The sequence below is a fragment of the Streptomyces beihaiensis genome, assembly GCF_026274175.1.
Taxonomy (GTDB): Bacteria; Actinomycetota; Actinomycetes; order Streptomycetales; family Streptomycetaceae; genus Streptomyces; species Streptomyces beihaiensis.
Genome location: NZ_JAPHNL010000338.1, coordinates 1 through 25,389 on the forward strand (window position 1 = coordinate 1; position 25,389 = coordinate 25,389).

17 protein-coding genes and 1 pseudogene are annotated in these 25,389 nt (G+C 71.5%); 10 read left to right on the forward strand and 8 right to left on the reverse strand.

Annotation, left to right across the window (positions count from 1 at the left end; genetic code table 11):
* Window positions 1–2,286: pseudogene (locus OFY01_RS31805) on the forward strand (hypothetical protein); the annotation flags it as partial.
* Between the two features lie 33 nt (window positions 2,287–2,319).
* Here the strand turns inward: OFY01_RS31805 and OFY01_RS31810 are convergent.
* Complete coding sequence (locus OFY01_RS31810; RefSeq protein WP_407700471.1) at window positions 2,320–2,760, reverse strand: hypothetical protein; 441 nt, start codon at window positions 2,758–2,760, stop codon at window positions 2,320–2,322.
* Window positions 2,761–3,239: 479 nt separating this feature from the next.
* Between OFY01_RS31810 and OFY01_RS31815 the strand changes: the two genes are divergently transcribed.
* From OFY01_RS31815 to OFY01_RS31835, 5 genes are all read left to right on the forward strand, one after another.
* Entirely contained in the window at window positions 3,240–6,023 is a 2,784-nt protein-coding gene (locus OFY01_RS31815) for a nitrate- and nitrite sensing domain-containing protein (protein WP_266605856.1), read from the forward strand.
* A complete protein-coding gene (locus OFY01_RS31820) occupies window positions 6,020–6,457 on the forward strand; it encodes a roadblock/LC7 domain-containing protein (RefSeq protein WP_266605858.1) in 438 nt (145 codons plus the stop codon). The genes OFY01_RS31815 and OFY01_RS31820 overlap by 4 nt, the downstream gene beginning before the upstream one ends.
* 9 nt (window positions 6,458–6,466) lie before the next feature.
* On the forward strand, window positions 6,467–6,871 hold the full coding sequence (locus OFY01_RS31825) for a DUF742 domain-containing protein (RefSeq protein ID WP_266605860.1): 405 nt from the start codon (window positions 6,467–6,469) through the stop codon (window positions 6,869–6,871).
* 81 nt (window positions 6,872–6,952) lie between these two features.
* The gene (locus tag OFY01_RS31830) at window positions 6,953–10,606 is read left to right on the forward strand and encodes a hydantoinase B/oxoprolinase family protein (protein ID WP_266605862.1); all 3,654 of its coding nucleotides are present in this window, start codon (window positions 6,953–6,955) and stop codon (window positions 10,604–10,606) included.
* Window positions 10,603–11,211 carry a GTP-binding protein gene (locus OFY01_RS31835; RefSeq protein ID WP_266605864.1) on the forward strand — a complete coding sequence of 203 codons (609 nt, stop codon included), beginning with the start codon at window positions 10,603–10,605 and terminating at the stop codon, window positions 11,209–11,211. Before OFY01_RS31830 ends, OFY01_RS31835 begins: the two co-directional genes overlap by 4 nt.
* A gap of 7 nt (window positions 11,212–11,218) precedes the next feature.
* Here the strand turns inward: OFY01_RS31835 and OFY01_RS31840 are convergent, their stop codons facing one another.
* From OFY01_RS31840 to OFY01_RS31855, 4 genes are all read right to left on the reverse strand, one after another.
* Entirely contained in the window at window positions 11,219–12,907 is a 1,689-nt protein-coding gene (locus tag OFY01_RS31840) for a GGDEF domain-containing protein (protein WP_266605866.1), read from the reverse strand.
* Window positions 12,908–13,003: 96 nt separating this feature from the next.
* Window positions 13,004–14,194 carry a lipid-transfer protein gene (locus OFY01_RS31845; protein WP_266605868.1) on the reverse strand — a complete coding sequence of 397 codons (1,191 nt, stop codon included), beginning with the start codon at window positions 14,192–14,194 and terminating at the stop codon, window positions 13,004–13,006.
* A complete protein-coding gene (locus OFY01_RS31850) occupies window positions 14,191–14,649 on the reverse strand; it encodes a Zn-ribbon domain-containing OB-fold protein (RefSeq protein WP_266605870.1) in 459 nt (152 codons plus the stop codon). The genes OFY01_RS31845 and OFY01_RS31850 overlap by 4 nt, the downstream gene beginning before the upstream one ends.
* Window positions 14,650–14,693: 44 nt before the next feature.
* A complete protein-coding gene (locus OFY01_RS31855; RefSeq protein WP_266605872.1) occupies window positions 14,694–15,557 on the reverse strand; it encodes a M15 family metallopeptidase in 864 nt (287 codons plus the stop codon).
* A gap of 70 nt (window positions 15,558–15,627) precedes the next feature.
* On the opposite strand from OFY01_RS31855, the gene OFY01_RS31860 reads away from it, so the two are divergent.
* Together OFY01_RS31860 and OFY01_RS31865 are read left to right on the forward strand one after the other, a co-directional pair.
* Entirely contained in the window at window positions 15,628–16,164 is a 537-nt protein-coding gene (locus OFY01_RS31860) for an NUDIX domain-containing protein (RefSeq protein ID WP_266605874.1), read from the forward strand.
* Window positions 16,165–16,322: 158 nt separating this feature from the next.
* Window positions 16,323–16,775, forward strand: a complete 453-nt coding sequence (locus tag OFY01_RS31865) for a GNAT family N-acetyltransferase (protein WP_266605876.1) — start codon at window positions 16,323–16,325, stop codon at window positions 16,773–16,775.
* An 8-nt stretch (window positions 16,776–16,783) separates the two neighbouring features.
* On the opposite strand, the gene OFY01_RS31870 is transcribed toward OFY01_RS31865, so the two are convergent.
* A complete protein-coding gene (locus OFY01_RS31870) occupies window positions 16,784–19,162 on the reverse strand; it encodes a glycoside hydrolase family 31 protein (protein ID WP_266605878.1) in 2,379 nt (792 codons plus the stop codon).
* 464 nt (window positions 19,163–19,626) lie between these two features.
* On the opposite strand from OFY01_RS31870, the gene OFY01_RS31875 reads away from it, so the two are divergent.
* A complete protein-coding gene (locus tag OFY01_RS31875) occupies window positions 19,627–21,600 on the forward strand; it encodes an acetoacetate--CoA ligase (RefSeq protein ID WP_266605880.1) in 1,974 nt (657 codons plus the stop codon).
* Between the two features lie 103 nt (window positions 21,601–21,703).
* Entirely contained in the window at window positions 21,704–22,609 is a 906-nt protein-coding gene (locus OFY01_RS31880; protein WP_266605882.1) for a hypothetical protein, read from the forward strand.
* Window positions 22,610–22,690: 81 nt separating this feature from the next.
* On the opposite strand, the gene ptsP is transcribed toward OFY01_RS31880, so the two are convergent.
* Together ptsP and OFY01_RS31890 are read right to left on the reverse strand one after the other, a co-directional pair.
* The gene (gene ptsP / locus OFY01_RS31885) at window positions 22,691–24,361 is read right to left on the reverse strand and encodes a phosphoenolpyruvate--protein phosphotransferase (protein WP_266605884.1); all 1,671 of its coding nucleotides are present in this window, start codon (window positions 24,359–24,361) and stop codon (window positions 22,691–22,693) included.
* Window positions 24,362–24,434: 73 nt separating this feature from the next.
* Complete coding sequence (locus OFY01_RS31890) at window positions 24,435–24,884, reverse strand: PTS sugar transporter subunit IIA (RefSeq protein WP_266605886.1); 450 nt, start codon at window positions 24,882–24,884, stop codon at window positions 24,435–24,437.
* Between the last annotated feature and the right edge of the window lie 505 nt (window positions 24,885–25,389).

Genomic DNA, 25,389 nt, shown 5'->3' on the forward strand with positions numbered 1-25,389 from the left:
ATGGCCGTGTTCCTCGTGCCGCCGAACCCGGCCATGCACGACGAGCACGCCGCCGACGAGGAACGGCAGGCGTTGCGCGAACGCGCGGCCCGCCGCGACGAAGAGATCCGGGCGCTCGCCGCTCGCCTCGCGAAGGACCGGGAACTGGCCGCCCGCCTGGCCTCCTGGCGCTCAGGCTGTCCGGAAGGCCGCCTCGCCGAACTGGCGGCCGCGGCAGCCGAGGCCCGCACCTTCGCCGAGGAGGCCGAGGCCGAGCTCGCCGAGGCCCGAACCGCCCGCGCCGAGGCCGAGGAGGCCGCCGCCGAAGCGACCAGGGTGCGCGACGAGCGGCAGGAGGCCGCGCAGAAGGCCCGCCGCGCCGCCGACGTGCTCGCCGGCCTCGCCCACCGGCTGCGCGAACGTTCCGGCTGGCAGGCCAAGGTGCGGGAACTGGCCGACGAGGCCGCCGAGTCGGAGGCCCGTGCCCAGACCTGCGTGGAGCAGGCCCGCGCCGCCGACGAGGACCGCCGCGCCGCCCAGCGCTCAGCCGACGACGCCCGGCGCACCGCCCGGACGCTGCGCGCCGAGCGCGCCGAGATCGCCGGGGCCCCCGACGACCTGGACGACGCCTTGGGGGCCGAGGCCCCCAGGGCGTCGCTGCCCGCGCTGCGTGAGGCATACCGCGCAGCCTCCCAGGTCTACGAGAAGGTGGGAGTCGGCGCCGATCTCCGCGCTGAGCAGGCCCGCGCCGAGAGCGACGAGTCCGCCGCCCTCGCCGCGCTCGACCGGCTCAGCAACAAGGTCCGCACGCGCGCCGCGCAGCTGCTCGAATCGCCCGAAGGCTCCGACGGCCCGTCCCGCCAGGCGGCCGCGGCCCGCGCCGAGGAACACGTACAGCTCCTGGAGACCCGGGCCTCCGCCGCCAGCGAGCAGCTCGGCCGTCTGCGAGGCGAGGCCGAGCGGCACGCGCCCGAGGAGGGCGAAGCGCACACCGAACTGCCCGACGACCTCGTGCCGTCCGACACCGAACACGCCCAGGCCCTGCTGCGCACCGCAACGGCCGAACTCGCGGCCCACGCCGAGGCGCTCGCCACCGCGCGCACCGTCCACGCGGAGCTGCTGGAGGCACACCGCGCCGCCGAGGACGGGGCGGGAGGCTTCGACGAGACGGCCGCGCTCCTGCGCGATCTGCTGCGCGAGCACACCGACGGCGAGACCCAGGAGGAACCGGAGCCCCACCCCGGCACCCTGGAGGAGGCCCGCAGGGCCGCCGCCGAGGCCCGCCGCTCGCTGCGCGGCTGCGCCGCCGACCTCTCCGCGGCGGAGGCCGCCGTGCGCGAGGCGAGCGACATCCTCGTACGACACGCCAACTCCACACGGTACGAGCAGGTGCGCACCCCGGCCCGGCAGCAGATCCGCGAGCTGCCCGCGGCCGCCCTTCCCGAACACGCCCAGAAGTGGGCGGACGCGTTCGCCCCCCGGCTGCGTGTCCTGACCGACGAGCTGAAGCAGCTGGAGCGCAACAGGGACTCGATCGTGGACCGTCTGCGCGGTCTCGTCGAGGCGTCCCTGGCCACCCTCCGCTCCGCGCAGCGCCTCTCACGGCTTCCCGAAGGGCTCGGTGAGTGGTCCGGGCAGGAGTTCTTGCGCATCCGCTTCGAAGAGCCCGATCAGGCGACCCTCACCGAGCGGCTCGGCGAGGTCATCGACGACGCCACCCGCGCGGCCGTGAAGAAGAACTCCGACCTGCGGCGCGACGGCATGTCCCTGCTGCTGCGCGGAGTCGCCGCCGCCCTGGGGCCCAAGGGTGTCGAGGTCGAGATCCTCAAGCCGGACGCGGTGCTGCGCGCGGAGCGGGTGCCGGTCGGACAGATGGGCGATGTCTTCTCCGGCGGCCAACTGCTCACCGCCGCCATCGCGCTGTACTGCACGATGGCAGCGCTCCGCTCCAACGACCGGGGCCGGGACAAGCACCGCCACGCGGGCACGCTCTTCCTCGACAACCCCATCGGCCGCGCCAACGCCACCTACCTGCTCGAACTCCAGCGTGCCGTCGCCGACGCGCTGGGTGTCCAGCTCCTCTACACCACAGGTCTCTTCGACACCACCGCCCTTGCCGAGTTCCCGCTCGTCATCCGCTTGCGCAACGACGCGGACCTCAGGGCCGGCCTGAAGTACATCAGCGTCGAGGAGCATCTGCGCCCGGGACTGCCCCAGCAGGAGCCGGAGGGTGAGACGGTGCACGGCGAGATCACCGCGACGCGGATGTTCAAGAGGCCCGCGGAGCCCGCGGAACAGGCCGACTGAGACACGCGGCGGCCACGGCCGGCCAGCTGACTCTCAAGGATGCGTCAACTGGCCCGCCCGGCCCCGGCGCCGCCCCGGCCACGTATGTCCTCCGGCGCGCGGCGCGCGGCGCGTGTTCCGTGCCGCGCGCCGCGCCGCCCGCCGCTCTCTGCGCAGTCGGCGGGCGGTGCTGGCCGGAACGGACACCACGCCGTTGCGCTGGTTCCACACCTGACGGGTGACCCAGACGTCGAGCACGCCCCAGGTCGCCACGACGGTGCTGCCGACGCTGGTCAGAACCATCGGGAACGCCAGCCAGGAGTCGGCGAGCGTGCACAGGACCGCGACGACCGCCTGTATGAGCGTGAACGCGACGATGAGGACCGCCCGGACCGCCGCCGTCCGCACCGGGTCCGGCATGCGGCGCCGCGCCGCGGGCTCCTCCACCCACAACTCTCGTCGTCCCGTCGTGCCCATCGCCACTCCACTCCCCACCGCTACCCGACCGCCGAGCCACTTGCTCTGGGCCGCCACCGCGACCGTCGGCCGACCCTGCCCATTGGATGCCCGGATTGCGGCGCTTTACGCCATCCGTTCGACCCCGGAGCGTCGCCTCGCGCACCCCCTGTGGAGTAGGACGAGCGAACGCCCCGGAAGATTCCCCGACTTGGCCGCGTCATCCGGTCGAGTCGGCGCGTGGCGCGATGGGCGAGGTGAGCACGTGGATATGGGGGCGAGGGGCGAATTCCGGTCAACTGCGCGCGCGGGCGCGGCGCGCAGTGGTGGCGAACGCGGCATTGATCGCGGGGTGGCATCTACCGCAATGCCCGGACAACTCCGGTACCGCGTCCTCCACTTGGCCGAGACCGCATCCGGACAGGCCTTCGAGTTGCCCGTGTGTCAGTAGTAGGCTCGCGCCGTTTGTTGACGCACATGTGTGCCCCTCGCCACAGGGGGTCGATCAGGGGGAGGCCATGCGCTTTCGCGGGAAGTCCATCCGCCGGAAGATCGTGGCGCTGCTGGTGGTACCGCTGGTGTCCCTGACCTCCATCTGGGCGTTCGCGTCGGTCATCACAGGACGTGACGCCCTGCGACTGGTCTCGGCCGGAGAAGTCGCGGACGAGGTCGGCAACCCGCTGATCGACACCGGCCGCGCGCTGCAGGAAGAACGCCGCCAGACCCTCGTCTACCTCGCCGACCCCCGGGCCTCCGACGCCCAGTCGGTGCTGCGGGCCGAGCGCGCCAGGGCCGACAAGCAGATGGCGCGCGTCGAGGACAAGGCACGCGACTCCGATCTGCGCGGCGACCTGACCACGTCCGCACGGACCGCCCTGGACACCGCCGTCGAAGGGTTCGGCGGCATCGCGTCCCTGCGCCGCAACGTCGACCAAGGCACAGTCACGCGCGCCCAGGCCCTCGACTTCTACAACCGGCTCATCGCGCCCGCCTACTCCTTCCTGCGCGACCTGACCGCGCTCGACGACGCCAAGGTGGAACGTCAGGGCCGCGCCCTGGTCGGACTCATGCAGGCGCGCGACCTGCTGTCCCAGGAGGACGCACTGGTCGCCTCAGGGCTCGTCGCCGACCGGTTCACCCGCGAGGAACTGCGCCAGATCGGTGACCTCGTCGCCCAGCGGCGCCTTCTCTACGACACCCATCTGGCGCTCCTGCCCGACGACGACCGCTCCCGGTATCAGCGCTTCTGGCAGAGCGCCGACACCAGCCGACTGCGCATGGCCGAGACCGCCCTGGTCGACGGCGCGCCCGGCACCCCCAAAGGCGTCACGGCGGACAACTGGAACGCCGGCGCCGGGCAGGTCCTGAGCGACCTCGTCGACCGCGACACCGCGGCCGCCGACCGCTACCGGAACCGCGCCCGCCCCGTCGCCGTCCAGGTGTTCGTCCGGGCCGGTGTCGGCGGCGTACTCGGCCTGGTCGCCGTCATCGTCTCCGTCGTCGTCTCGCTCCGCGTCGGCCGGGGCCTCGTACGCGACCTGCGCCGACTGCGCCTGGAAGCGCACGAGGCGTCCGGTGTGCGGTTGCCCGGCGTGATGCGGCGCCTCGCCGTCGGCGAGGAGATCGACGTGGAGACCGAGGCCCCTCGTCTCGAATACGACAAGGACGAGATCGGCCAGGTCGGCCAGGCCCTGAACACACTGCACCGATCCGCTGTCGAGGCGGCCGTGAAACAGGCCGAGCTGCGCCGGGGCGTCTCCGAGGTCTTCGTCAACCTCGCCCGCCGCAGCCAGGTGCTCCTGCACAAGCAGCTGAACCTCCTCGACGCGATGGAACGCCGCACGGAGGACACCGACGAACTCGCCGACCTGTTCCGCCTGGACCACCTCACCACCCGCATGCGCCGCCACGCCGAGGGCCTGGTGATCCTCTCCGGCGCCGCGCCCTCCCGCCAGTGGCGCAAACCCGTCCAGCTCATGGACATCGTGCGGGCCGCCGTCGCGGAGGTCGAGGACTACGAGCGGATCGAGGTGCGCCGCCTGCCCCGGCTCGCCGTCACCGGTCCCGCCGTCGCCGACCTCACCCATCTGCTGGCCGAACTCCTCGAGAACGCCACAGTCTTCTCGCCGCCGCACACCGCCGTCCAGGTCGTCGGCGACCGCGTCGCCAACGGCTTCACGGTGGAGATCCACGACCGGGGCCTCGGTATGCCGGCCGACGCCCTCCTCGACGCGAACCTGCGTCTCGCCGAGACCCCCGAGTTCGAGCTCTCCGACACCGACCGGCTCGGCCTGTTCGTGGTCAGCCGCCTCGCCCAGCGGCAGAACGTGCGCGTCTCCCTCCAGCCGTCCCCGTACGGAGGCACCACCGCGGTCGTCTTCATCCCGGAGTCGCTGCTCACCGACGCCCCCGACACCGAAGGCGCCGGGTTCCGGCTCGACCGGCCCGCTACATCTCGTCGCGGACGTTCCGCCGACCGCGGCCCCGGTACCGGACCGGCGGCCGACCTGCCGGGCCTCCCCGCGTCGGTGCTCGACGGACCAGTGGAGCTCGAAGCGCCTCTGGCCACCGCCGACATGACCGTCTTCCCTGGGGAGCTGGAGGACGAGGACAGCGAGCGCGGCGACCTGTTCCGCCCCCGCCGCCCGATCACCGCAACCCCTGGCGAACAGCACCAGCACCCCGACGAGGACGAGGGTGCCCGTGGTGGCATGACCGGCCTCGGCGGCAGCGGCGACCGCGAGCGGAACCCGGACGGGCTCGTCCGGCTGCCCCGGCGCCGCACCCCCAAGCTGGTCAGCTCGCACGGCAGAACCGTCTCGCACAGCCGCCCCGAGGACGCAGACAGCGCGGACAGCACCGCGGCCCGGACAGGGCAACGGCAGGGCACCGCACCGGGCGGTCCGCGCCGCACCGCCCCGACGCCCCCGACCGAACTGCCGCGCCGACGCCCACGGACCGCACCACCGGCAGGCGAGCCGGCACCTGACGGATCGGCGACGGGCGGGACCGGACCGACCGCACCCGGGCGGGACCCCGACACCATGAGCCTGCCCCGGCGGGTGCGGCAGGCGAGCCTGGCGCCCCAGCTCAAGGACGGCCCCGACCTGCGGGGCGACCGGCCGGCGGGACGCGCGCGGACCACCGCCACCGCGCCCGACGACCGGGACGCCGACGAGGTGCGCAGCCGTATGGCTTCGCTCCAGAGCGGCTGGCGGCGCGGCCGCCTGGAGAACGCCGCGGGCGACCAGAGCGCCGACGGCACAGCACAGGGAACGACATCTGAGGGGGACGGTCGATGACCGCACCGAAGGGCACCGAGCAGATCACGAACGACGGTGCCGGAGAGCTCAATTGGCTCCTGGACGAACTGGTGGAGCGCGTCGCAGGCATCCGGAAGGCGACCGTGCTCTCCGGGGACGGGCTGCCGATGGGCGTCTCCAAGGACCTCAGCCGTGAGGACAGCGAGCACCTGGCCGCCGTGGCCTCCGGCTTCCACAGTCTGGCCAAGGGCGTGGGGCGCCACTTCGACGCGGGCGGCGTCCGGCAGACCGTCGTCGAACTCGACGACGCCTTCCTCTTCGTCACCGCCGCCGGTGAGGGAAGCTGCCTGGCGGTGCTCTCCGACGCGGACGCCGACGTCGGCCTCGTCGCCTACGAGATGACCCTGCTGGTCAAACGCGTCGGCGTACATCTGGGAACCGCGCCGCGCACGGATCAGCCCGCGGGCGGGTAGTGGGTCGGCATGAGCGCAGACGGTCAGGGGACGCAGGACACCCACCACTGGTTCGACGACGAAGCAGGTCCCGTCGTCCGCCCGTACGCCATGACAGGCGGCCGGACCACGAGCGCGGTCCACCACCGCCTCGACCTCATCGCGGTCGTCGTCGCCCACCCGCAGGGCAGCGATCCGGGCGCCGATCAGACCCTGTCGCCGGAGCACGTCGAGATCGTCGAACGGTGCCGCACGGACCCGCAGTCGGTGGCGGAGATCGCCGCGGGACTCGACCTTCCCATCGGCGTGGTCCGCGTCCTCATAGGCGACCTGGCCGACGACGGGCTCGTCCATGTGACCCGTCCGGTACCACCGGCCGAGCTGCCCGACGCGGGTATCCTGCGCGACGTGATCAACGGCCTCAGAGCGCTCTGAGGCGACGTCGAAGCCCCCTGGCGCGGGCCTCCCCCGGGCAGCGGCCCGGAACCGGAACAAGGCGGAGAGCGAGAGACACACGTGGCAGGCTGGCAGTTCTGGATCGACCGCGGCGGCACCTTCACGGACGTCGTCGCACGGCGGCCCGACGGCCGTCTGCTCACCCACAAGCTGCTCTCCGACAACCCCGCCCGCTACCGGGACCCGGCGGTGGCCGCCGTCCGGGAGTTCCTCGCCCAGGAGCCCGAGAAGGCGTCCGGGAGCCCCGCCCTCGGCGACCGCGTCGACTCCGTGCGCATGGGCACCACCGTCGCCACCAACGCCCTCCTGGAACGCAAAGGAGAGCGCACCGCCCTGGTCATCACGCGCGGCTTCCGCGACGCCCTGCGCATCGCCTACCAGAACCGGCCCCGTATCTTCGCGCGGCGCATCGAACTGCCCGGAATGCTCCATGAACGCGTCATCGAGGTCGACGAACGCATCGACGCCCAGGGCGAGACCCTCGTCCCCCTCGACCTGACCTCCCTCGAACCGGAACTGAGGCGGGCCCACGACGACGGTATCGACGCCGTCGCCGTCGTCTGCATGCACAGCCACCTCCACCCCCGCAACGAACAGGCCATCGGCGCCCTCGCCGCCCGGATCGGCTTCTCGCAGATCTCGCTCTCCAGCGAGGTCAGCCCGCTCATGAAGATCGTCCCCCGCGGCGACACCGCAGTCGTCGACGCCTACCTGTCCCCGGTGCTGCGCCGCTACGTCCGCCAGGTCGCCGACGAACTCCAAGGCGTCCGGCTGATGTTCATGCAGTCCAACGGGGGACTCACCGAGGCCGGACGGTTCCGCGGCAAGGACGCCGTCCTCTCCGGGCCCGCGGGCGGCATCGTCGGCATGGCCCGCATGTCGCAACTCGCCGGATTCGACCGGGTCATCGGCTTCGACATGGGCGGCACCTCCACCGACGTCTCGCACTTCGCCGGAGCCTACGAACGGGTCCTCACCACCCAGATCGCCGGGGTACGGCTGCGCGCGCCCATGCTGGACATCCACACCGTCGCGGCCGGCGGCGGCTCCGTCCTGCACTTCGACGGCAGCCGCTACCGGGTCGGTCCCGACTCCGCCGGAGCCAACCCCGGCCCGGCCTGCTACCGCGGCGGCGGCCCGCTCACCGTCACCGACGCCAACGTCGCCCTCGGCCGCGTACAACCGGACCATTTCCCGCGGGTGTTCGGCCCGGACGGTGACCAGCCGCTGGACGACGGCCTCGTGCGCGAGAGGTTCGCCGCGCTCGCCGCCCGCATCAGAGAACAGACAGGGGACGACCGCACCCCCGAGCAGGTCGCCGAAGGCTACCTTCGCATCGCCGTGGCCAACATCGCCAACGCGGTGAAGCGCATCTCGGTGCAGAAGGGCCACGACATCACGCGCTACGCCCTCACCACCTTCGGCGGCGCGGGCGGCCAGCACGCGTGCCGGGTCGCCGAAGCCCTCGGCATGAGAACCGTCCTGGTGCCGCCCATGGCCGGTGTGCTCTCCGCGCTCGGTATCGGCCTCGCCGACACCACCGCCATGCGGGAACAGTCCGTCGAACTGCCCGTCGCGGAGTCGTCCGTGCCCCACCTGCTCAAGACGGCCGACGACCTGGAGAGCGCGGCCCGCGCCGAACTCACCGCGGAGGCCGTGCCCGCCGAGCGCGTACAGGTCACGCGCAGGGCCCAACTGCGCTACGACGGCACCGACACCACCCTCACCGTCGAACTCGACGCGCCCGACGTCATGACGCGCGTCTTCGAAGAACTCCATCGCGCCCATTACTCCTTCACCCTCGACCGACCACTCGTCGTCGAATCACTCTCCGTAGAAGCCACCGGACTCACCGAACCCCCCGCTCTCTCCGATCTCGCACCCCCTGCCACCGCCCCCGACACCCCCACGGCCGTGCGGCTCCACACGGGTGGCGCCTGGCGCGACGTCCCCCTCCACCGCCGGGACGAACTGCCTCCCGGCGAGACCGTGGAGGGCCCCGCGATCATCGCCGAGAACGGCTCCACCACCGTGGTCGACGACGGCTGGCGGGCCGCGCTCGCGGACGACGGTCACCTGATCATGGAACGGGCGGCGATTACGGAGAGTTCCCGTCTCGGTACAGAAATCGACCCGGTTCTTCTCGAGGTCTTCAACAACCTGTTCATGTCCATCGCGGAACAGATGGGCGCACGCCTGGAGTCGACGTCGCAGTCCGTCAACATCAAAGAGCGCCTGGACTTCTCCTGCGCGCTCTTCGCCCCCGACGGCAGCCTCGTGGCCAATGCCCCGCACATCCCGGTCCACCTGGGCTCCATGGGCACCAGCGTCAAGGAGGTCATCCGGCGCCGGGGCGCGGCCATGCGCCCCGGCGACAGCTACGCCGTGAACGACCCGTACCACGGCGGCACCCACCTGCCCGACGTCACCGTCATCACCCCCGTCTTCGGCGCCGGGGGCGAGCGGATCCTGTTCTACGTGGCCTCCCGCGGGCACCACGCCGAGATCGGCGGCATCGCCCCCGGCTCCATGCCCGCCGACAGCACCACCATCGAAGAGGAGGGCGTGCTCTTCGACAACTGGCTGCTCGTCGAGGCCGGGCGCTTCCGCGAGGAGGAGACACTGCGACTGCTCACCGAGGCGCCCCACCCGTCCCGCAATCCGGAGACCAACCTCGCCGACCTCCGCGCCCAGATCGCCGCCAACCAGAAGGGCGTCGACGAAGTCGGCCGCATGATCGACGAGTTCGGTCTCGACGCCGTCCAGGCATACATGGCGCACGTGCAGGACAACGCCGAGGAATCCGTGCGCCGTGTCGTCGACCGCCTTGAGGACGGCACGTTCCGCTACGAGACCGACTCCGGGGCGGTGATCCAGGTGAGCATCCACGTGGACCGCGCGGAGCGCTGCGCGACCATCGACTTCACCGGCACGTCCGCACAGCTCGACACCAACTTCAACGCTCCGTTCGCCGTCGTCAACGCGGCCGTGCTCTACGTCTTCCGCACCCTCGTGGACGACGACATCCCGCTCAACGACGGCTGCCTGCGCCCCCTCCAGATCGTGGTGCCGCCCGGCTGCTTCCTCGCGCCCCGGCCGCCCGCCGCCGTCGTCGCGGGCAACGTCGAGACGTCCCAGGCCATCACCGGCGCCCTCTACGGGGCGCTGGGCGTGCAGGCCGAAGGATCCGGAACCATGAACAATGTGACCTTCGGCAACGCCCGCCACCAGTACTACGAGACGGTGGCCTCCGGCTCCGGAGCCGGTGAGGGGTTCGACGGCGCCGACGTGGTCCAGACCCACATGACCAACTCCCGCCTCACCGACCCCGAGGTCCTGGAATGGCGGCTTCCTGTCGTCCTGGAGGAGTTCGCGGTGCGGCGCGACAGCGGTGGCAGGGGACGTCGACACGGCGGTGACGGAGCCGTCCGGCGGATCAGGTTCCTCGAGGCGATGACCGTCTCCACCCTGTCGCAGCACCGCAGGGTCCCGCCCTACGGAATGGCGGGCGGCCGACCGGGCGCCCTCGGCGTCAACTCGGTGGAGCGTGCCGACGGGACCGTCACCCGGCTCGCGGGCAGTGACACGGCCGAGGTCCGCCCCGGCGACGTACTCGTCGTGGAGACGCCCGGCGGCGGAGGGTACGGCGAACCAGAGACGGCCGAGCAGGATTCGACACGGCACGACCAGCCAGGCAGGAGAGTGACCCCATGATCTTCGGGCGTTCGCAGCGGGGCAACGCCCCCGTCGAGCCCGTCACGCTCAAGATCCTCGTGGCGGGCGGCTTCGGAGTGGGCAAGACGACGCTTGTCGGCGCCGTGAGCGAGATCAGGCCGCTGCGCACCGAGGAACTGCTGACCGAGGCGGGCCGCCCCGTCGACGACACGACAGGCGTCAAGGGAAAGCACACCACCACCGTGGCCATGGACTTCGGCCGCATCACCGTCCGCGAGGACCTGGTGCTGTATCTCTTCGGCACTCCGGGCCAGGACCGGTTCTGGTTCCTGTGGGACGAGCTGTCGACGGGCGCGCTCGGTGCCGTCGTCCTCGCCGACACCCGCCGCCTGGAGGACTGCTTCGCCGCCGTCGACTACTTCGAGCGGCGTTCCATACCGTTCCTGGTCGGCGTCAACTGCTTCGACGGTGCCGCCCGCCACCCGGTCGACGCCGTGCGCCAGGCACTCGACCTCGACCCCGCCGTCCCGGTGGTGCTGTGCGACGCGCGGCAGAAGGACTCCGTGAAGGACGTCCTGGTCCACGTCGTCCAGCACGCCGCGCAGTTCACCGCGCCCGCGCCCCGGCAACCCGCCGCCCACTGACAGGCCCTCACGTGCCGCTGGCCGACCGGGTTCTGGGCGTCTCGTGCGCGACACCGGCGGCGCGCTGCCGCCACGCCCCGGGAGGCCCGCCACGGTCCGGGCCGCGCCGCACCTCGAACCCGGCCCGGCCCGCGTGACCACACACCCAGCTGGCCCCGGTCAGTGCCTTCGCCGCGCGTTTGAGCGGAGCCAGGTGGGCGGAGGCCTGACGGTGGTCGGGCACCGTGCCGGGCGGACACACCACGGTGGCCAGCGACAAGGTGACGGCGCGGCCGCCCGCCGACCACGGCGCGTCCAGAACGGCGTCCGCCAACGGGCGCAGCCGGTCCGGTTCGGCGAGTACCAGGAAGTCGTCGCCGCCGATGTGTGCCACGCGGACGGCGTCCGACTCGGCACGGGCCAGTGCCCGTCCCACCGAACGGATCAGTTCGTCCCCCGCCGCGAATCCGGCACCGTCGTTGACCTGCTTGAACCCATCGATGTCCAGCCAGCTCAGGGCGAAGCCCCGGCCCTGCGCGACCCATCGGTCCACCTCACAGGTGACCGCGTCCGAACCCGGCAACCGGGTCAGCGGATTGAGGCCGACCGCCTCCTCGACGCGGCTCTCCGCGAGCGCCCGCACAAGGTCGGCGAGACGCACGACACCCACGCAGCGGCCCTGGCCGTCGACCACGGCGACATCGTCCGCGGTGCGGCTGTGCTCGCCGTCGGCGACCACGTCGAGGACCTCCCATGCCGTGGCCGAGACGCCCACCGTGCGGGGCTGGTCGCTGAGGCGTGCCGCGGGCCGGTCGGCGTAGAGGGCGTGCCCGTACCGGGTCGACAGCGAGAGCAGGAAACGATCCCGGTGCACGGAGCCGACCGGAATCCCGGCACGGTCCACGAGCAGCACACCGGACACGTCGGGAGCCCCGGTGAGCAGCCTGCGCACCTGGTCGGCACTGGCGCCCTCGGGCAGCAGCGCGGCAGGCCGCACGAACTCCCGCACCGATGGCCCGGAGGGACGCGCCACCCCGACGGAGCCGCGCACCTGCGGAACGTACACCTCCGCGGTGGGCAGCCGGGACGGCGGGGCGAACAGGTCGCCTTGTGCGAGCTGCGCGCCGGCCTCCCGTGCGGCAGCACATTGCAGCTCCGTCTCCACTCCCTCGACCGCGAGCAGCGCGCCGGACTCCTCGCACAGCGTCCGCATGGCGCGCACCGTCGCCCGCCGCGTCAACAGCGAGGCGTCCAGCTTGACGAGATCAGGTGAGAGGTCGTCGAGCAGCCGCAGGGGCACGTCCCCGTCTCCGACGCCGTCAGCGCAGATACGGAAGCCTTCTCGGCGCAGTGCGGCCACACCGTCGAGCAGCGCGCGGTGCGGCACGTGGGTGAACGGCGGTCCCACGTCGACCGTCACCTCCCAGGGGAGCCGGCCCACATCACGCAGGGTTTCGCGCAGTTCCGCCAGGGTGCCCAGATCGGCGAGGGTGGCCGCGAACACGTTCACGTGCAGTGGCAGCAGCGTTTCCTTGCCCGCGGCGGTCCGGACCGCCGACGCGGCGAGCCGCCCGTCGAGCTCCGGTCGGCGCCGGGCCTGTGCCAGCACGTCACCCGCTTCAGGGCGCGCCAGTATCTCCAGCGCCGCGACGGCTCCCGTGGTCAGGTTGACCACGGGCTGGAAGGCGAAGCGCAGGGTGTCCGTCCAGGAGTGCACGGGAGCATGATGGCGCTGCCGAGAGGCGCCCAAGCCCAGTTCACATGCTGTTCACGCAGGATTCCTGGACGATCACTGAGCGTCGTGGTGGCGCGGTCAGCGCACGGCCACGACCGACGATCCGTGGCCGAACAGCCCCTGGTTGGCGGTGAGGCCGACCCGGGCTCCGGCGACCTGACGCGCGCCCGTGGTGCCCCGCAGCTGCCAGGTGAGCTCGCAGACCTGGGCGATCGCCTGGGCCGGGACGGCTTCCCCGAAAGAGGCCAGTCCACCGCTCGGATTGACGGGTATGCGCCCACCGGGGGCCGTGGCGCCCTCCCGCAACAGCTTCGCCGCCTCGCCCGCGGCACACAGTCCCAGGTCCTCGTACCACTGCAGTTCCAGGGCGGTGGACAGATCGTAGACCTCCGCCAGGGACAGGTCCTCGGGTCCGATGCCGGCCTCCTCGTAGGCCGCCCGCGCGATGGAGCCCCGGAAGCCGGGCCCCTCGGGTTCCTTCCCCACCGCCGAGTCCGTGGCGATGTCCGGCAGGTCCAGGACCGTGTTGGGGTAGGAGGGCGTCACCGTGGACACCGCACGGATGCGCACGGGACTCGCCGCGCCATGGCGTCGCGCGTACTCCATGCTGGACAGGACCAGGGCCGCGCCGCCGTCCGACGTGGCGCAGATGTCGAGCAGCCGCAAGGGATCGGCCACGACCGCGGAGGCGGCCACGTCGTCGGCCGACACCGGGCTGCGGTAGCGGGCGTTCGGGTTCAGCGCGCCGGACGCCGCGTTCTTCACCTTGACCTGGGCGAAGTCCTCCAAGGTGTCACCGTGCAGCGCCATCCGGCGGCGCGCGTAGAGGCCGAAGTACGCCGGATTGGTGGCGCCCAGCACACGGAAGCGGAGCCAGTCCGGATCGTCCGGCCGGTCGCCGCCCGCGGGCCGGAAGAAGCCCTTGGGCGCGGCGTCGGCCCCCACGACCAGGACGACATCCGCCAGCCCGGCGAGGATCTGGGCCCGTGCCGTGCTGATGGCCTGGGCCCCCGACGCGCACGCCGCGTACACGCTGGTGACACGGGCGCCCTGCCAGCCCAGCGCCTTCGCGAACGTCGCGCCCGCCACATAGCCGGGGTACCCGGCGCGCACGGTGTCCGCGCCCACGACGGAGTCCACGTCCCGCCAGTCCGCACCGGCCTCTTCGAGCGCCGCGCGTGCGGCCGCGACCCCGTACTCGACGAAACCGCGGCCCCACTTGCCCCACGGATGCATCCCGGCTCCCAGCACCGCCACGTCCCGCGTCATGCCGTCACCCCCGTCGGCCGCCAGTGCCACGTCGTCCAGGCCGTCCCCGTGTCCTCGTCACCCTCCTCGTCGAGCACACCCGCCACGACCTCCACCTCCATGCCGATGTCCAGGTCGGACACCGACACCCCCAAAGCGGCCTGCCCGAGCACGACGATCCGCTCGGCGGCCAGTTCCACCGCTACCAACGCACGGGGTTCCCACGGAAGTTCCGGATCGGAGACGTAAGGTGCGGGCGGCCGGTATCTCGCGTCGGTGTACGACCAGACGCGTCCGCGGCGCGACAGCGGCACTTCGACGAGGTCGTCGCAGGCACAGCCGGGGTTGCGGCACATCCCGTCCTCACGTGGAAAGAACACGGACGAGCAGGCCGGGCACTCTGTGCCCAGCAGTCGGAAGTCCTCGCCCGCGCCGGTGAACCAGCCTGCCACGACAGGGGTGGACGTGCGTGCCACGGCGCCTCCTCGGGAAGCGGATCTGACGAAACGTCAGGAGTGTGTCACGGTCGACGGCCACTGTCAGCAGTGCCGAGTGCATCTGACGGGCGCGTCAACGCCCGGCGTGCGACAGGGAAGTCGAAGTAGGTGTGCGGGAACGGCTCAGGCTGATACGTGAAGTGCCACCATTCCTCGGGCAGGTTGACGAATCCGGCACTCTGCATGCTCTTCCTGAGGAAACGCCGATTCGCCCGCTGCTTCGACGGGAGCGTGTCCTCCGCCTCGCGGCCCGCTGTGACATCGAAGCAGTCGAAACCCGTACCCATGTCCAAAGACGTGTCGGGGAAACGGTCCTTCTGCGGCGCGTAGCACGGCGTGAGCCGTTCACCGGGTACGTACGGACGAGTGGGAGGCGCGGGGACCGTCACGACCGTCAGGTCGAGGGTCGATCCACGACTGTGGCCGGACTTCTCCGCGATGTAACCGTCCGCGAACAGGCGCGTTTTGGCGACCCTGGGGTAGAACTCCGTCTTCGTCTTCTGGTCGCCGAGGTCCTCGGCCCATCTCACGAAGTGATCGACCGCGCGTTGCGGCCGGTAGCAGTCGTACACCTTGAGCGAGTAGCCCTTCTCGAGGAGCCGGATCTGAACCCTGTGGAGAGCCTGGGCCGCGGGCCGGGTGAGAACGCACATCGGTTTCCGGTAGCCGTCGATCCGCGCACCCACGAAGTTGTGCCGCGTGAAATAGCGCATCTCCTGGATGATCGTGGGGTCCACGTCGTGCAGCGCCGCGAATGCGGGCGGCGCCTCGGGCTCGGGCGTCGAGGTCGCGGCCCCGGACGCCGACGAGGGCACCGCGGCGGCCCCCAGGAGCGCCGCGGCCGGCAAGGTGGCGAGTTTCCGCAGGGCGGAGGCGATTCGTGTCATGGTTCGCGTCTACCAGGAACGAGCCCGCCCGGAGAGGAACGGCTCGCGAAGATCGGATACAGTCCGCGCCGTGTCCGCATCGAACCCGCCCGCCGCCAACCCCGTCCCCGACTCCCACTGTTCGAGCTGTGGGGCCGCCTACGGGGACGAGGTGCAAGGCCGGCCGCGCACATGCCCGGCCTGCCACACCGTCGCGTATCGCAATCCGCTGCCCGTGGCCGTCGCCCTGCTGCCCGTGTACGACACCATGGGAACCTCCCTTGTCGTCATCAACCGCACCGTCGCACCCGCGCGCGGGCAGACGGCGCTGCCCGGCGGATTCGTCGACGAGCGGGAGGACTGGCGACAGGCCGTCGTCCGTGAACTCAAGGAGGAGACCGGCATCGACGCCGCCGCCCGGGACGTGCGGCTCGCCGACGTCATGAGCGCTCCGGACGGACACCTCCTGCTGTTCGGACTGCTGCCCGAGCGCCCGGCCGCGCAACTCCCGCCCAGCGCACCCACGGACGAGTCGGACGGCTGGCACTTGTTGCGCCGCCCCGCCGAGCTCGCGTTCCCGCTCCACACCCTGGTTGTGAGGGCGTGGTTCGAAGGACGCTACGTCTAGTCCGTCCGGAGAGTCAGGCCCCGTGCCGGGCCCCGCGGCCCCGACGAGATCCGCCGCTCGGGCCTCACCGCGGCCGGGTGGCCGGTACGGTGCGCGGTTCGACGGCGCGCTGAATATCCGACTGCGCAGGGCTCGCCTTTCTGCGAGAGTCACGTGCCGTGGACAGCGATGACGTCGTGCTGCGGCGAGCCGGTGACTCCGACGCGGCCGAGATGGCCGATGTGTGGCTGCGCTCCTTCGCCGCGGCCCTTCCGGCCGTGCGTCGTGCGCACGACGACGCCGTACGGGACTGGTTCCGCGCCGTGGTCGTGCGCCACAGCGAGGCATGGGTGGCCGCCGCCGACAGCATTGTGGTCGGACTCCTGGTCCTCGAGGGCGGCGACCTGGAACAGCTCTACCTCGACCCGAAGTGGCGCGGCCGCGGGCTGGGTGACCGTCTCATGAACCTGGCCAAGCGGCAGCGGCCGCAGGGCCTCGACCTGTGGACCTTCCAGAGGAACGGGCCGGCCCGGCGGTTCTACGAGCGACACGGTTTCGTCCCCGTCGAGCGGACCGACGGTCTGCGCAACGAGGAACGCGAGCCGGACATCCGCTACGTCTGGAGGCCCTGAGGCGCCGCTCAGCAGCCGCGCGGACGAACCGGCAGGGCACAGTCGCGGTCCTCGGCGGCGCCGTACACCTTGACGGCCAGACGGCCCTCCTCCCACCTCACCCGATACCGCTCGAGCACGGTCTCTTGGTCGCCGTCGCCGTCGCCGTCGCCGTCGCCGTCGCCGACGTCAGAGACGGCGTAACCGCCACCCGTTCGGCCGGGGCCGGGCCGCCACACCTCCAGCTCCGTCCGCCCGCCGTCGCCGAGCACGGGCAGCACGGCTCCCGCGCGCGCGAAGACCGGAATCCGGGACAGCGGTGCCGGAACCGTCACCCGGCCCGGTCCCTCGTACGCCGCGCCCGTCCCCGTGTCGTACCAGCGTCCCGCGGGCAACCGCACCACCAGGTGCTCTACTCCGGGAGCCAGCACCGGAGCGACCAGGAGGCAATCGCCCAACAAGAAGGCGTCCTCACAGTCCCTCAGGCCCTTGTCCTCCGGAGCGCCCCACCACACAGGACGGACGAACGGGGCGCCCGTGCGCGCGGCGAGATGAGCCAGCGTCATGAAGTACGGCCGTAGGCGCCGCCGCTCGTGCAGCGCCGCGCGCGCGTGCCGCAGTGCCTCCTCATCGAAGATCCACGGCTCGCTCCGGCCGCCCCGGCCACCCGCACCCGTACGGAAGAACGGCAGGTAGGAGGCGAGCTGGACCCAGCGCACCACCAGGTCCTGCGACATGTCCGTGCCGGGGCCGCCGATGTCGGGACCGGAGAACGGCACACCGCACAGTCCGAGGCCGACGACGGCCGAGAGCGCGGCGCGCAACCCGGCCCACCCGCCCTCCGCGTGCCCCAGGCCGGCCCCGCCGTAGCGCTGCATGCCCACCCAGCCGGACCGGGAGACCACGAACGGCTCCTGCCGGGACTGTAGTTCGCTCAGCCCCTCGAAACCCGCCCGGGCCATGCACAGCCCGTACACGTTGTGCCCTTCGCGGTGGTCACCGCCCCGGCCCTCCAGAACATGCCGCGAGGACCGGGGCAGCGTGGCCTCCCCGGCCGCGGTGAGGGAGAGCGGCTCGTCCCCCTCGTGCCAGAAACCCGAGAACCCGAGCGCGAGCCGTTCCTCGTACACACCGCCCCACCACTTGCGCACCCGCTCGGCCGTGAAGTCCGGAAACACGACCTGCCCCGACTGCGCCAGCCCCCGCACCGGCCTGCCCGCCGGGTCGCACACGAACGCCTCGATGCCACGGCCCGCCTCGAAGAGGGCACCGCCCGGCCGCGGTTCCACGGCGGGCCGGACAGCGGTGACGAGGCGTACGCCGTCGGTTGCCAGCTCCGCGGCCAACCGCGGGAGCGAGGCGAACCGCCCACGGCCCCCGGTGAAACCGTGCCGCGCCGCGTGCTCGCCGAGGTCGACGTGCACGACATCGAGAGGCAACGAGCGTGCCTTGTGGCCATCGACGACCCGACGGATCTCCTCCTCGCCGACCGCCTTCCCACGCGCGTGGTGACCCAGCGCCCAGGACGGCGGCACAGCCGGCGAGCCCGTCAACTGGGCCCACACGTCCAGCACGCGTGCGGGAGACCCGACGACGACCCAACAGCGCAGCGGGCCGCCCTCCATGCGTACCTCGCAGGTGCCAGGACGGTCATGGCCGGATCCCGCGCCCTCGCGGCCCTCTCGCAGGGTGACGGACCCGTCCCACGTGTTGTCGTGGAACACCAGGTGCGTCCCCGCATCGGCGACGACGAGCTGCACCGGCATGGAGACGGACGACGACAGGTCCTCCGAGGCAGCCCCAGGCCGTCGAACGGAGTTCCACAACCGGTACGTCCCGTCGCGCAGCCGAGGACCCGACGTGCGCCCTCCCAGGCCGAAGAACCTGGCGTCGGCGGCGACCTGGGAGCGCTGGGCCCAGCACACGTCCCCGCCCTCCTCACAAGCCCACCAGCGCGGCGGGAGGTCCCTGCGCAGAACGACCCCGCCGGGCGTGCACACGTCGACAGCGCCGTGCCGGGAGACGGACACCGTGACCCGCTCGGCGACCACGCGCCAACCCCCGTCCTTGTCCGGCTCGAGCACCGCACGCGCGTCGGCCTCCTGGAGCGCACCGGCCAACGCGTACGAGGGTTCGGGCTCGGCTCCGTCCCACCCCCAGAAGACAGCCCCGCTCACCGTGACCGTGATCCGCAACCGCGACTGAGCGAACCGCAGCACCCCGCCTCCTGGCTGGGGATCCGCTTGGACCACGACGCCCGGCACCCGGGCGCGCCGCGGACCGCGCCCAGAGGACGCCACCGAGTCCGCACGCCGGTACCGCCAAGCGGCCCGCACCGCGCGCAGCCCCTGGGCAGGGCCCATCGCCGAGACCGCCTTCACCGAGCGCACCAGGTCACGACCGTTCATGCAGCTCACCCTGCCACCGAAGGGAACGCGCGCGGGCTGTGTTCAACTCCCGTTCACCCGCGGTCCCCGCGTCCGCCGCGAACGGCCCGGCAAACGACCCACGGCCGCGGGACCACGGTGCGTCACGGGACGCCTTGAGTTACGTGCCCCGAGATTTTCGCATTCATACAGGTAATTTCCGGTTTCCGGACGAACTGGATGTTCGCCGGGGTGTACGGAACGACGTCCGTCCAAGAGGCGGACGCCGCCATCGGCCCGCTCGACCGCGGTGATCAACGCCTTCATCAAACAGCCGATATCGGGCCCCCACGGCCGAGGACGTCGCGCGACGACACGGGTCGGAGCCGAGCCATGCCCTGGTGCGGAAGTCGATCACGTGGCATCGTCCTGTCAGCCGCGTCACGCGCACACCCACGCCGTGCGCGCCACCGACGCACACACCGCGTACCTCCGGGAGCCGCTCCATGTCCTCCGCGAACCCCTCACCGCTCTGGCAGCCCGACCGCAGGCAGATCGCCGAAGCACAGGTCACACGGTTCCAGGCATGGGCCGCCGAGCGCTACGGAGCTCCCGCCGACGGCGGCTACCCGGCTCTGCACCGCTGGTCGGTCGCCGACCTCGAAGCGTTCTGGAAGGCCGTGGCCGACTGGTTCGGGGTCCACTTCACGACGCCCTGCTCGCGCGTGCTCGGCAACCGCTCCATGCCCGGCGCCGAGTGGTTCCCCGGCGCCACCCTCAACTACGCCCGGCACGCGCTGCGCACCGCGGACGACCCGGACCGTGCCGACACCCCGGCCATCCTGCACACCGACGAGTCGGGCGAACTGCGCACGCTCACCTGGGCCGAACTCCGCCGCCAGGTCGGTTCCCTGGCCGCCGAACTCCGCGCCCTCGGGGTACGCAGAGGCGACCGCGTCAGCGGCTATCTGCCCAACATCCCCGAAGCCGCCGTCGCGCTGCTCGCCACCGCCGCCGTCGGCGCCGTGTGGACCTCCTGCGCGCCCGACTTCGGGGCACGCAGCGTCCTGGACCGGTTCCAGCAGGTGGAACCCGTCGTTCTGTTCGCCGTCGACGGCTACCGCTACGGAGGCAAGGAGCACGACCGTCGCGAGACGGTCTCGCAGCTTCGAGCGGAACTGCCCTCGCTGCGCGCCGTGGTGCACATCCCGCTGCTCGGCACCGAGCCCCCGGAAGGCACTCTGGAGTGGTCCGCCCTCACCGCGGGCGACGTGCTCCCCGCATACGACGAGGTCCCGTTCGACCATCCCCTCTGGGTGTTGTACTCCTCCGGTACCACGGGCCTGCCCAAGGCCATCGTGCAGTCACAGGGCGGCATCCTCGTGGAGCACCTCAAGCAACTCGGCCTGCACTGCGACCTTGGTCCGGACGACCGCTTCTTCTGGTACACGTCGACAGGCTGGATGATGTGGAACTTCCTCGTCTCCGGTCTTCTCACCGGCACCACGATCGTCACGTACGACGGCAGCCCTGGTCACCCCGACACCGGAGCCCAGTGGGACGTCGCGGAACGCACCGGAGCGACGCTCTTCGGGACCTCCGCCGCCTACGTCATGGCCTGCCGCAAGGCCGGGGTGCACCCGTCGCGCGACCACGACCTCAGCCGCGTGAAATGCGTGGCCACGACGGGCTCCCCGCTCCCGCCGGACGGCTTCCGCTGGCTTCACGACGAGGTCCGCCCCGACCTGTGGATCGCCTCCGTCAGCGGCGGCACCGACGTCTGCTCCTGTTTCGCGGGCGCCGTACCCACGCTTCCCGTCTTCATCGGCGAGCTCCAGGCCGCGGGCCTCGGCACGGACCTGCAGGCATGGGACCCCCAGGGCCACCCCCTCATCGACGAGGTGGGCGAACTCGTCGTCACCAACCCCATGCCGTCCATGCCGATCCGCTTCTGGAACGACCCGGACGGCAGCCGCTACCACGACAGCTACTTCGACACCTATCCCGGAGTGTGGCGTCACGGCGACTGGATCACGATCACCTCCCGGGGCTCCGTCGTCATCCACGGCCGTTCCGACTCGACGCTCAACCGCCAGGGAGTACGGATGGGCTCCGCGGACATCTACGAGGCCGTGGAACGCCTCCCCGAGATCCGCGAATCCCTCGTCATCGGCCTCGAACTGCCGGACGGCGGCTACTGGATGCCGCTGTTCGTCCACCTCGCACCGGGCGCGGTCCTCGACGACGCCCTGCGCGCACGCATCCGGCAGACCATCCGCACACAGCTCTCACCGCGCCATGTGCCCGACGACATCATCGAAGCGCCGGGAGTCCCGCACACACTCACCGGCAAACGCATCGAGGTCCCGGTCAAGCGCCTGCTGCAGGGAACACCACTGGAGAAAGCGGTCAACCCCGGCTCCGTCGACAACCTCGAACTGCTCCGGTTCTACGAGGACATCGCCCGCGAACGCGCCTGACACCACCCTCCCGTCGGCCCGGCCGCGCACCACATCGACGGTCACTGTCAGTGGTGCTGGTTACTCTGAGTGAGTATTGATCGAGCGCACTCAGGGGGAACTCATGACCAGTACTCAGCGCGGCCGGACCACCAGCATGCGGCAGACGCTGCGCCGCGAGGTGGCGGGCACGATCGGCCTGCTCGCGGACGAGCAGGACTTCGAAGCGATGCGGCGCTATCGCAGCTTCGCGTTCGACGACCACAAGAACTACCTGCGCAGCGTGGAGGGGCTCCTGAAATCCGTGGCCGCGGCAGGAGGCCACACCACCATCGCCCTCTTCGACCCGGAGGAGTACGCGCGGTTCTGCGCGGACACCGGCCTCGACCCCGACACCCCGGCCAGCCGCACCCGCTTCACCGCGGAGCTCGCAGCCGCCGGACCCGCGCTCCTGTACGAAGGACAACCACTCGCCGACCTGCTCCCGGAGCTCGTGGAAGAGGCGGTACGCCGGGCCACCTGGCAGTACGCCGCGACCGTTCTCGTCCACCTCGGAACATGCGCCGTGTGCGGCCAGGACATCGGCAGGGCCGCCTTCGTCCGGGCCTCGTACCTCGTCGCCCGGGTGATCGACACGATCGGCCGGGGCACGCACCAGTGGGTCTGCAGCGCCACCACGGATGGAGCACGGACCCTGCACGCCGTGCTGCATGTCGACGCCTCCGATCCCGACACGGTCACACTCGACGAGACGGCCGCGACGGAGCTCGCCACGGTGCTCGCGGTCGCCATCGCCACCAAAACCCCTTGCGCCCTGGTCCTCCGCACCAGCGCCCCCGGGCACGACGACCGGGTCTACGGGTGGCATCTCGCCGACGAGGAACTGCGGCAGCTCACGGCGGCCCAGGTGTTCGACGCCTACTGCACGGACGCCGCGACGGGCGAGCTGACCGCGCCGGAGCCCGGGGTCGACTACTGCGCAGCGCCCCCGATCGAGGCGCCGAGCGACGAAGGCAGGCATCGGCACTGACACCCCACATGCCTGGAGGGCTCCCCGCACATGGCAGGAGCCCTCCAGGACGGACGGGCGGCGGTGAGGACCGCCGTCGTTCTACTCGCCGGACAGCACAGCCTGCGCGGCGGTACGGGCCTCGTCGGCCGACTCCGACGCCCGCGCCGCGGCGGCGGCTCGCTCGCACTGGGCGAGCGTGTACTTCGCCAGCGTGGCACGCACATACGGAATCGAAGCGGCACCCATCGACAGGGAGGTGACACCCAGCCCCGTCAGCACACACGCGAGCAGCGGATCCGACGCGGCCTCACCGCAGACACCGCAGCTCTTGCCCTCGGCCTTCGCCGCCTCGGCGGACAACGCGACCAGGTCGAGCAGCGCGGGCTGCCACGGGTCCTGCAGACGCGAGACCGCACCGACCTGCCGGTCGGCGGCGAAGGTGTACTGCGCCAGGTCGTTCGTGCCGAGAGACAGGAACTCGACCTCCTGGAGCACGGAGCGGGCGCGCAGCGCGGCGGAGGGAATCTCCACCATGGCGCCGAACTTGGCCCGCAGACCCGCCTCGCGACAGGCGTCGGCGAACGCCTTGGCGTCCGCTCGGTCGGCGACCATCGGCGCCATGACCTCAAGGTAGACCGGCAGTCCCTCGGCCGCCTTGGCCAGCGCGGTCAGCTGTGTCCGGAGAACCTCGGGGTGGTCGAGCAGTGTCCGCAGGCCGCGCACGCCCAGCGCCGGGTTGGGCTCGTCGGACGGAGTGAGGAAGTCCAGTGGCTTGTCCGCGCCCGCGTCGAGAACACGCACGACGACACGGCCCTCGGGGAACGCCTCGAGGACCTGTCGGTACGCCTCGACCTGCTTCTCCTCCGAAGGAGCCTGCTTGCTGTCGTCCAGGAACAAGAACTCGGTACGGAAAAGACCGACACCCTCGGCACCGGCCTCCACCGCGGCCGGGACATCGGAGGGGCCGCCGACGTTCGCGAGGAGCGGGACCTTGTGACCGTCGGAGGTGGCGCCGGGGCCGGTGGCGGCGGCCAGCGCGGCCTTGCGCTCGGCCGCCGCGGCCTCCAGAGCCTCACGCTTCTGGGGCGTCGGGTCCACGAAGATCTCACCGGTGCTGCCGTCGACCGCGACGACAGTGCCCTCGGCGAGCTCACCCGCGCCGGGGAGCGCCACGACGGCCGGCACCCCGAGGGCCCGCGCCAGAATGGCGCTGTGGCTGGTCGGCCCGCCTTCCTCGGTGACGAAACCGAGGACGAGCGCGGGGTCGAGCAGGGCGGTGTCGGCAGGCGCCAGGTCCCGGGCGATGAGCACATACGGCTCGTCACTGTCGGGGACGCCGGGCATCGGGACGCCCAGCAGTCGGGCCACGATCCGGTTCCGCACGTCGTCGAGGTCGGCGACGCGACCGGCCATGTATTCACCGGCGCCGGCGAGCAGCTCCCGGTAGTACGAGAAGGCGTCGTAGATGCCGCGCTCGGCCGTGCTGCCGACAGCGATACGACGCTCGACGTCCGCCATCAGTTCCGGGTCCTGGGCAATCATGGCCTGAGCCTCGAGCACGGCCTGCGCCTCGCCGCCGGCCAGGTTCCCGCGCGCCATGAGGTCGGCTGCAACGGCTTCGACGGCCTTGCGGGCGCGCCCCTGTTCGCGCTCGGCTTCTTCTGCCGGAATCTGCTTGGCAGGCGGTTCGAGCACCGCCGTACCCATGTGCCGAACCTCGCCGACGGCCACACCGTGGCTCACGCCCACGCCTCGCAGCGTTGTCTCCATCTCACCGTCTCCGATAGTGCGGCGGGCCCGCCGCCGCGTTGGTTGTACTGCCGGTCGTCCGTGACGGCGCTCGTCACTTCCAGCTGAAGAGCGCGTCCCCGGCCTTGACGTCGCTGTCCTCGGCGATGTCGGAGAGTGACTCGGCGGTGGCCTCGAGCGCGACGACGGGGCACACCGGCGACTTGCCGGCGGCTTCTACGGCCGCCGGGTCCCAGCGCACGACGGACTGTCCGCGCTGAACCGTGTCACCCTTGTTGACCAGCAGCTCAAACCCTTCGCCGTTGAGCTGGACGGTGTCGATGCCCAGGTGAGTCAGCACGCCGTGGCCCTGGTCGTCGACCACCACGAAAGCGTGAGGATGCAAGGACACGACGATGCCGTCCACAGGGGCGACGGCCTCGGAGCGCTCACGGGCGGGGTCGATGGCGGTGCCGGGACCGACCATCGCGCCCGAGAACACCGGGTCCGGCACGGCAGAGAGCCCAATGGCGCGTCCTGCGAGCGGGGACGTCACACTGGTCATGGCAAGCCTCCCAGGAGGTGGGTGTACAAGGTCGCCGTCACTACCTGTCCTGGACGACGCAGTGTTCAGAAGCGTAAGTCATAAAAAGTCCCGGTTCCGCACCAGAGCTGCCGGTTGGCTGACGTAGGGGCGCCGGGCAAACGATTTGCGCGGCAGCTGGACCGCCCTGTACTGTCGTATCCCTGCCGGTGAGCGGCCGACACCTTCGAAGTGTTCGCGCGCCACTGAGCAGTGTCTATCCGTCAGACCTTATCTATCTTCAGTTTCTGCATGCCTGCAGGAGTCTGATCGATTGATCTGGAATGCCTGGTAGAGTTTCACCAGTCCGGAGAAGAACCGCATTTTTGCGAGCTTCGAAAGACACGTGAAATTCCGAGGAAATCGGATCGGAAAGATCTGATAGAGTCGGAGACGCAAGACCGAAGGGAAAGCGCCCGGAGGAAAGCCGGAGACTGAAGGGTCTCGGTGAGTACAAAGGAAGCGTCCGTTCCTTGAGAACTCAACA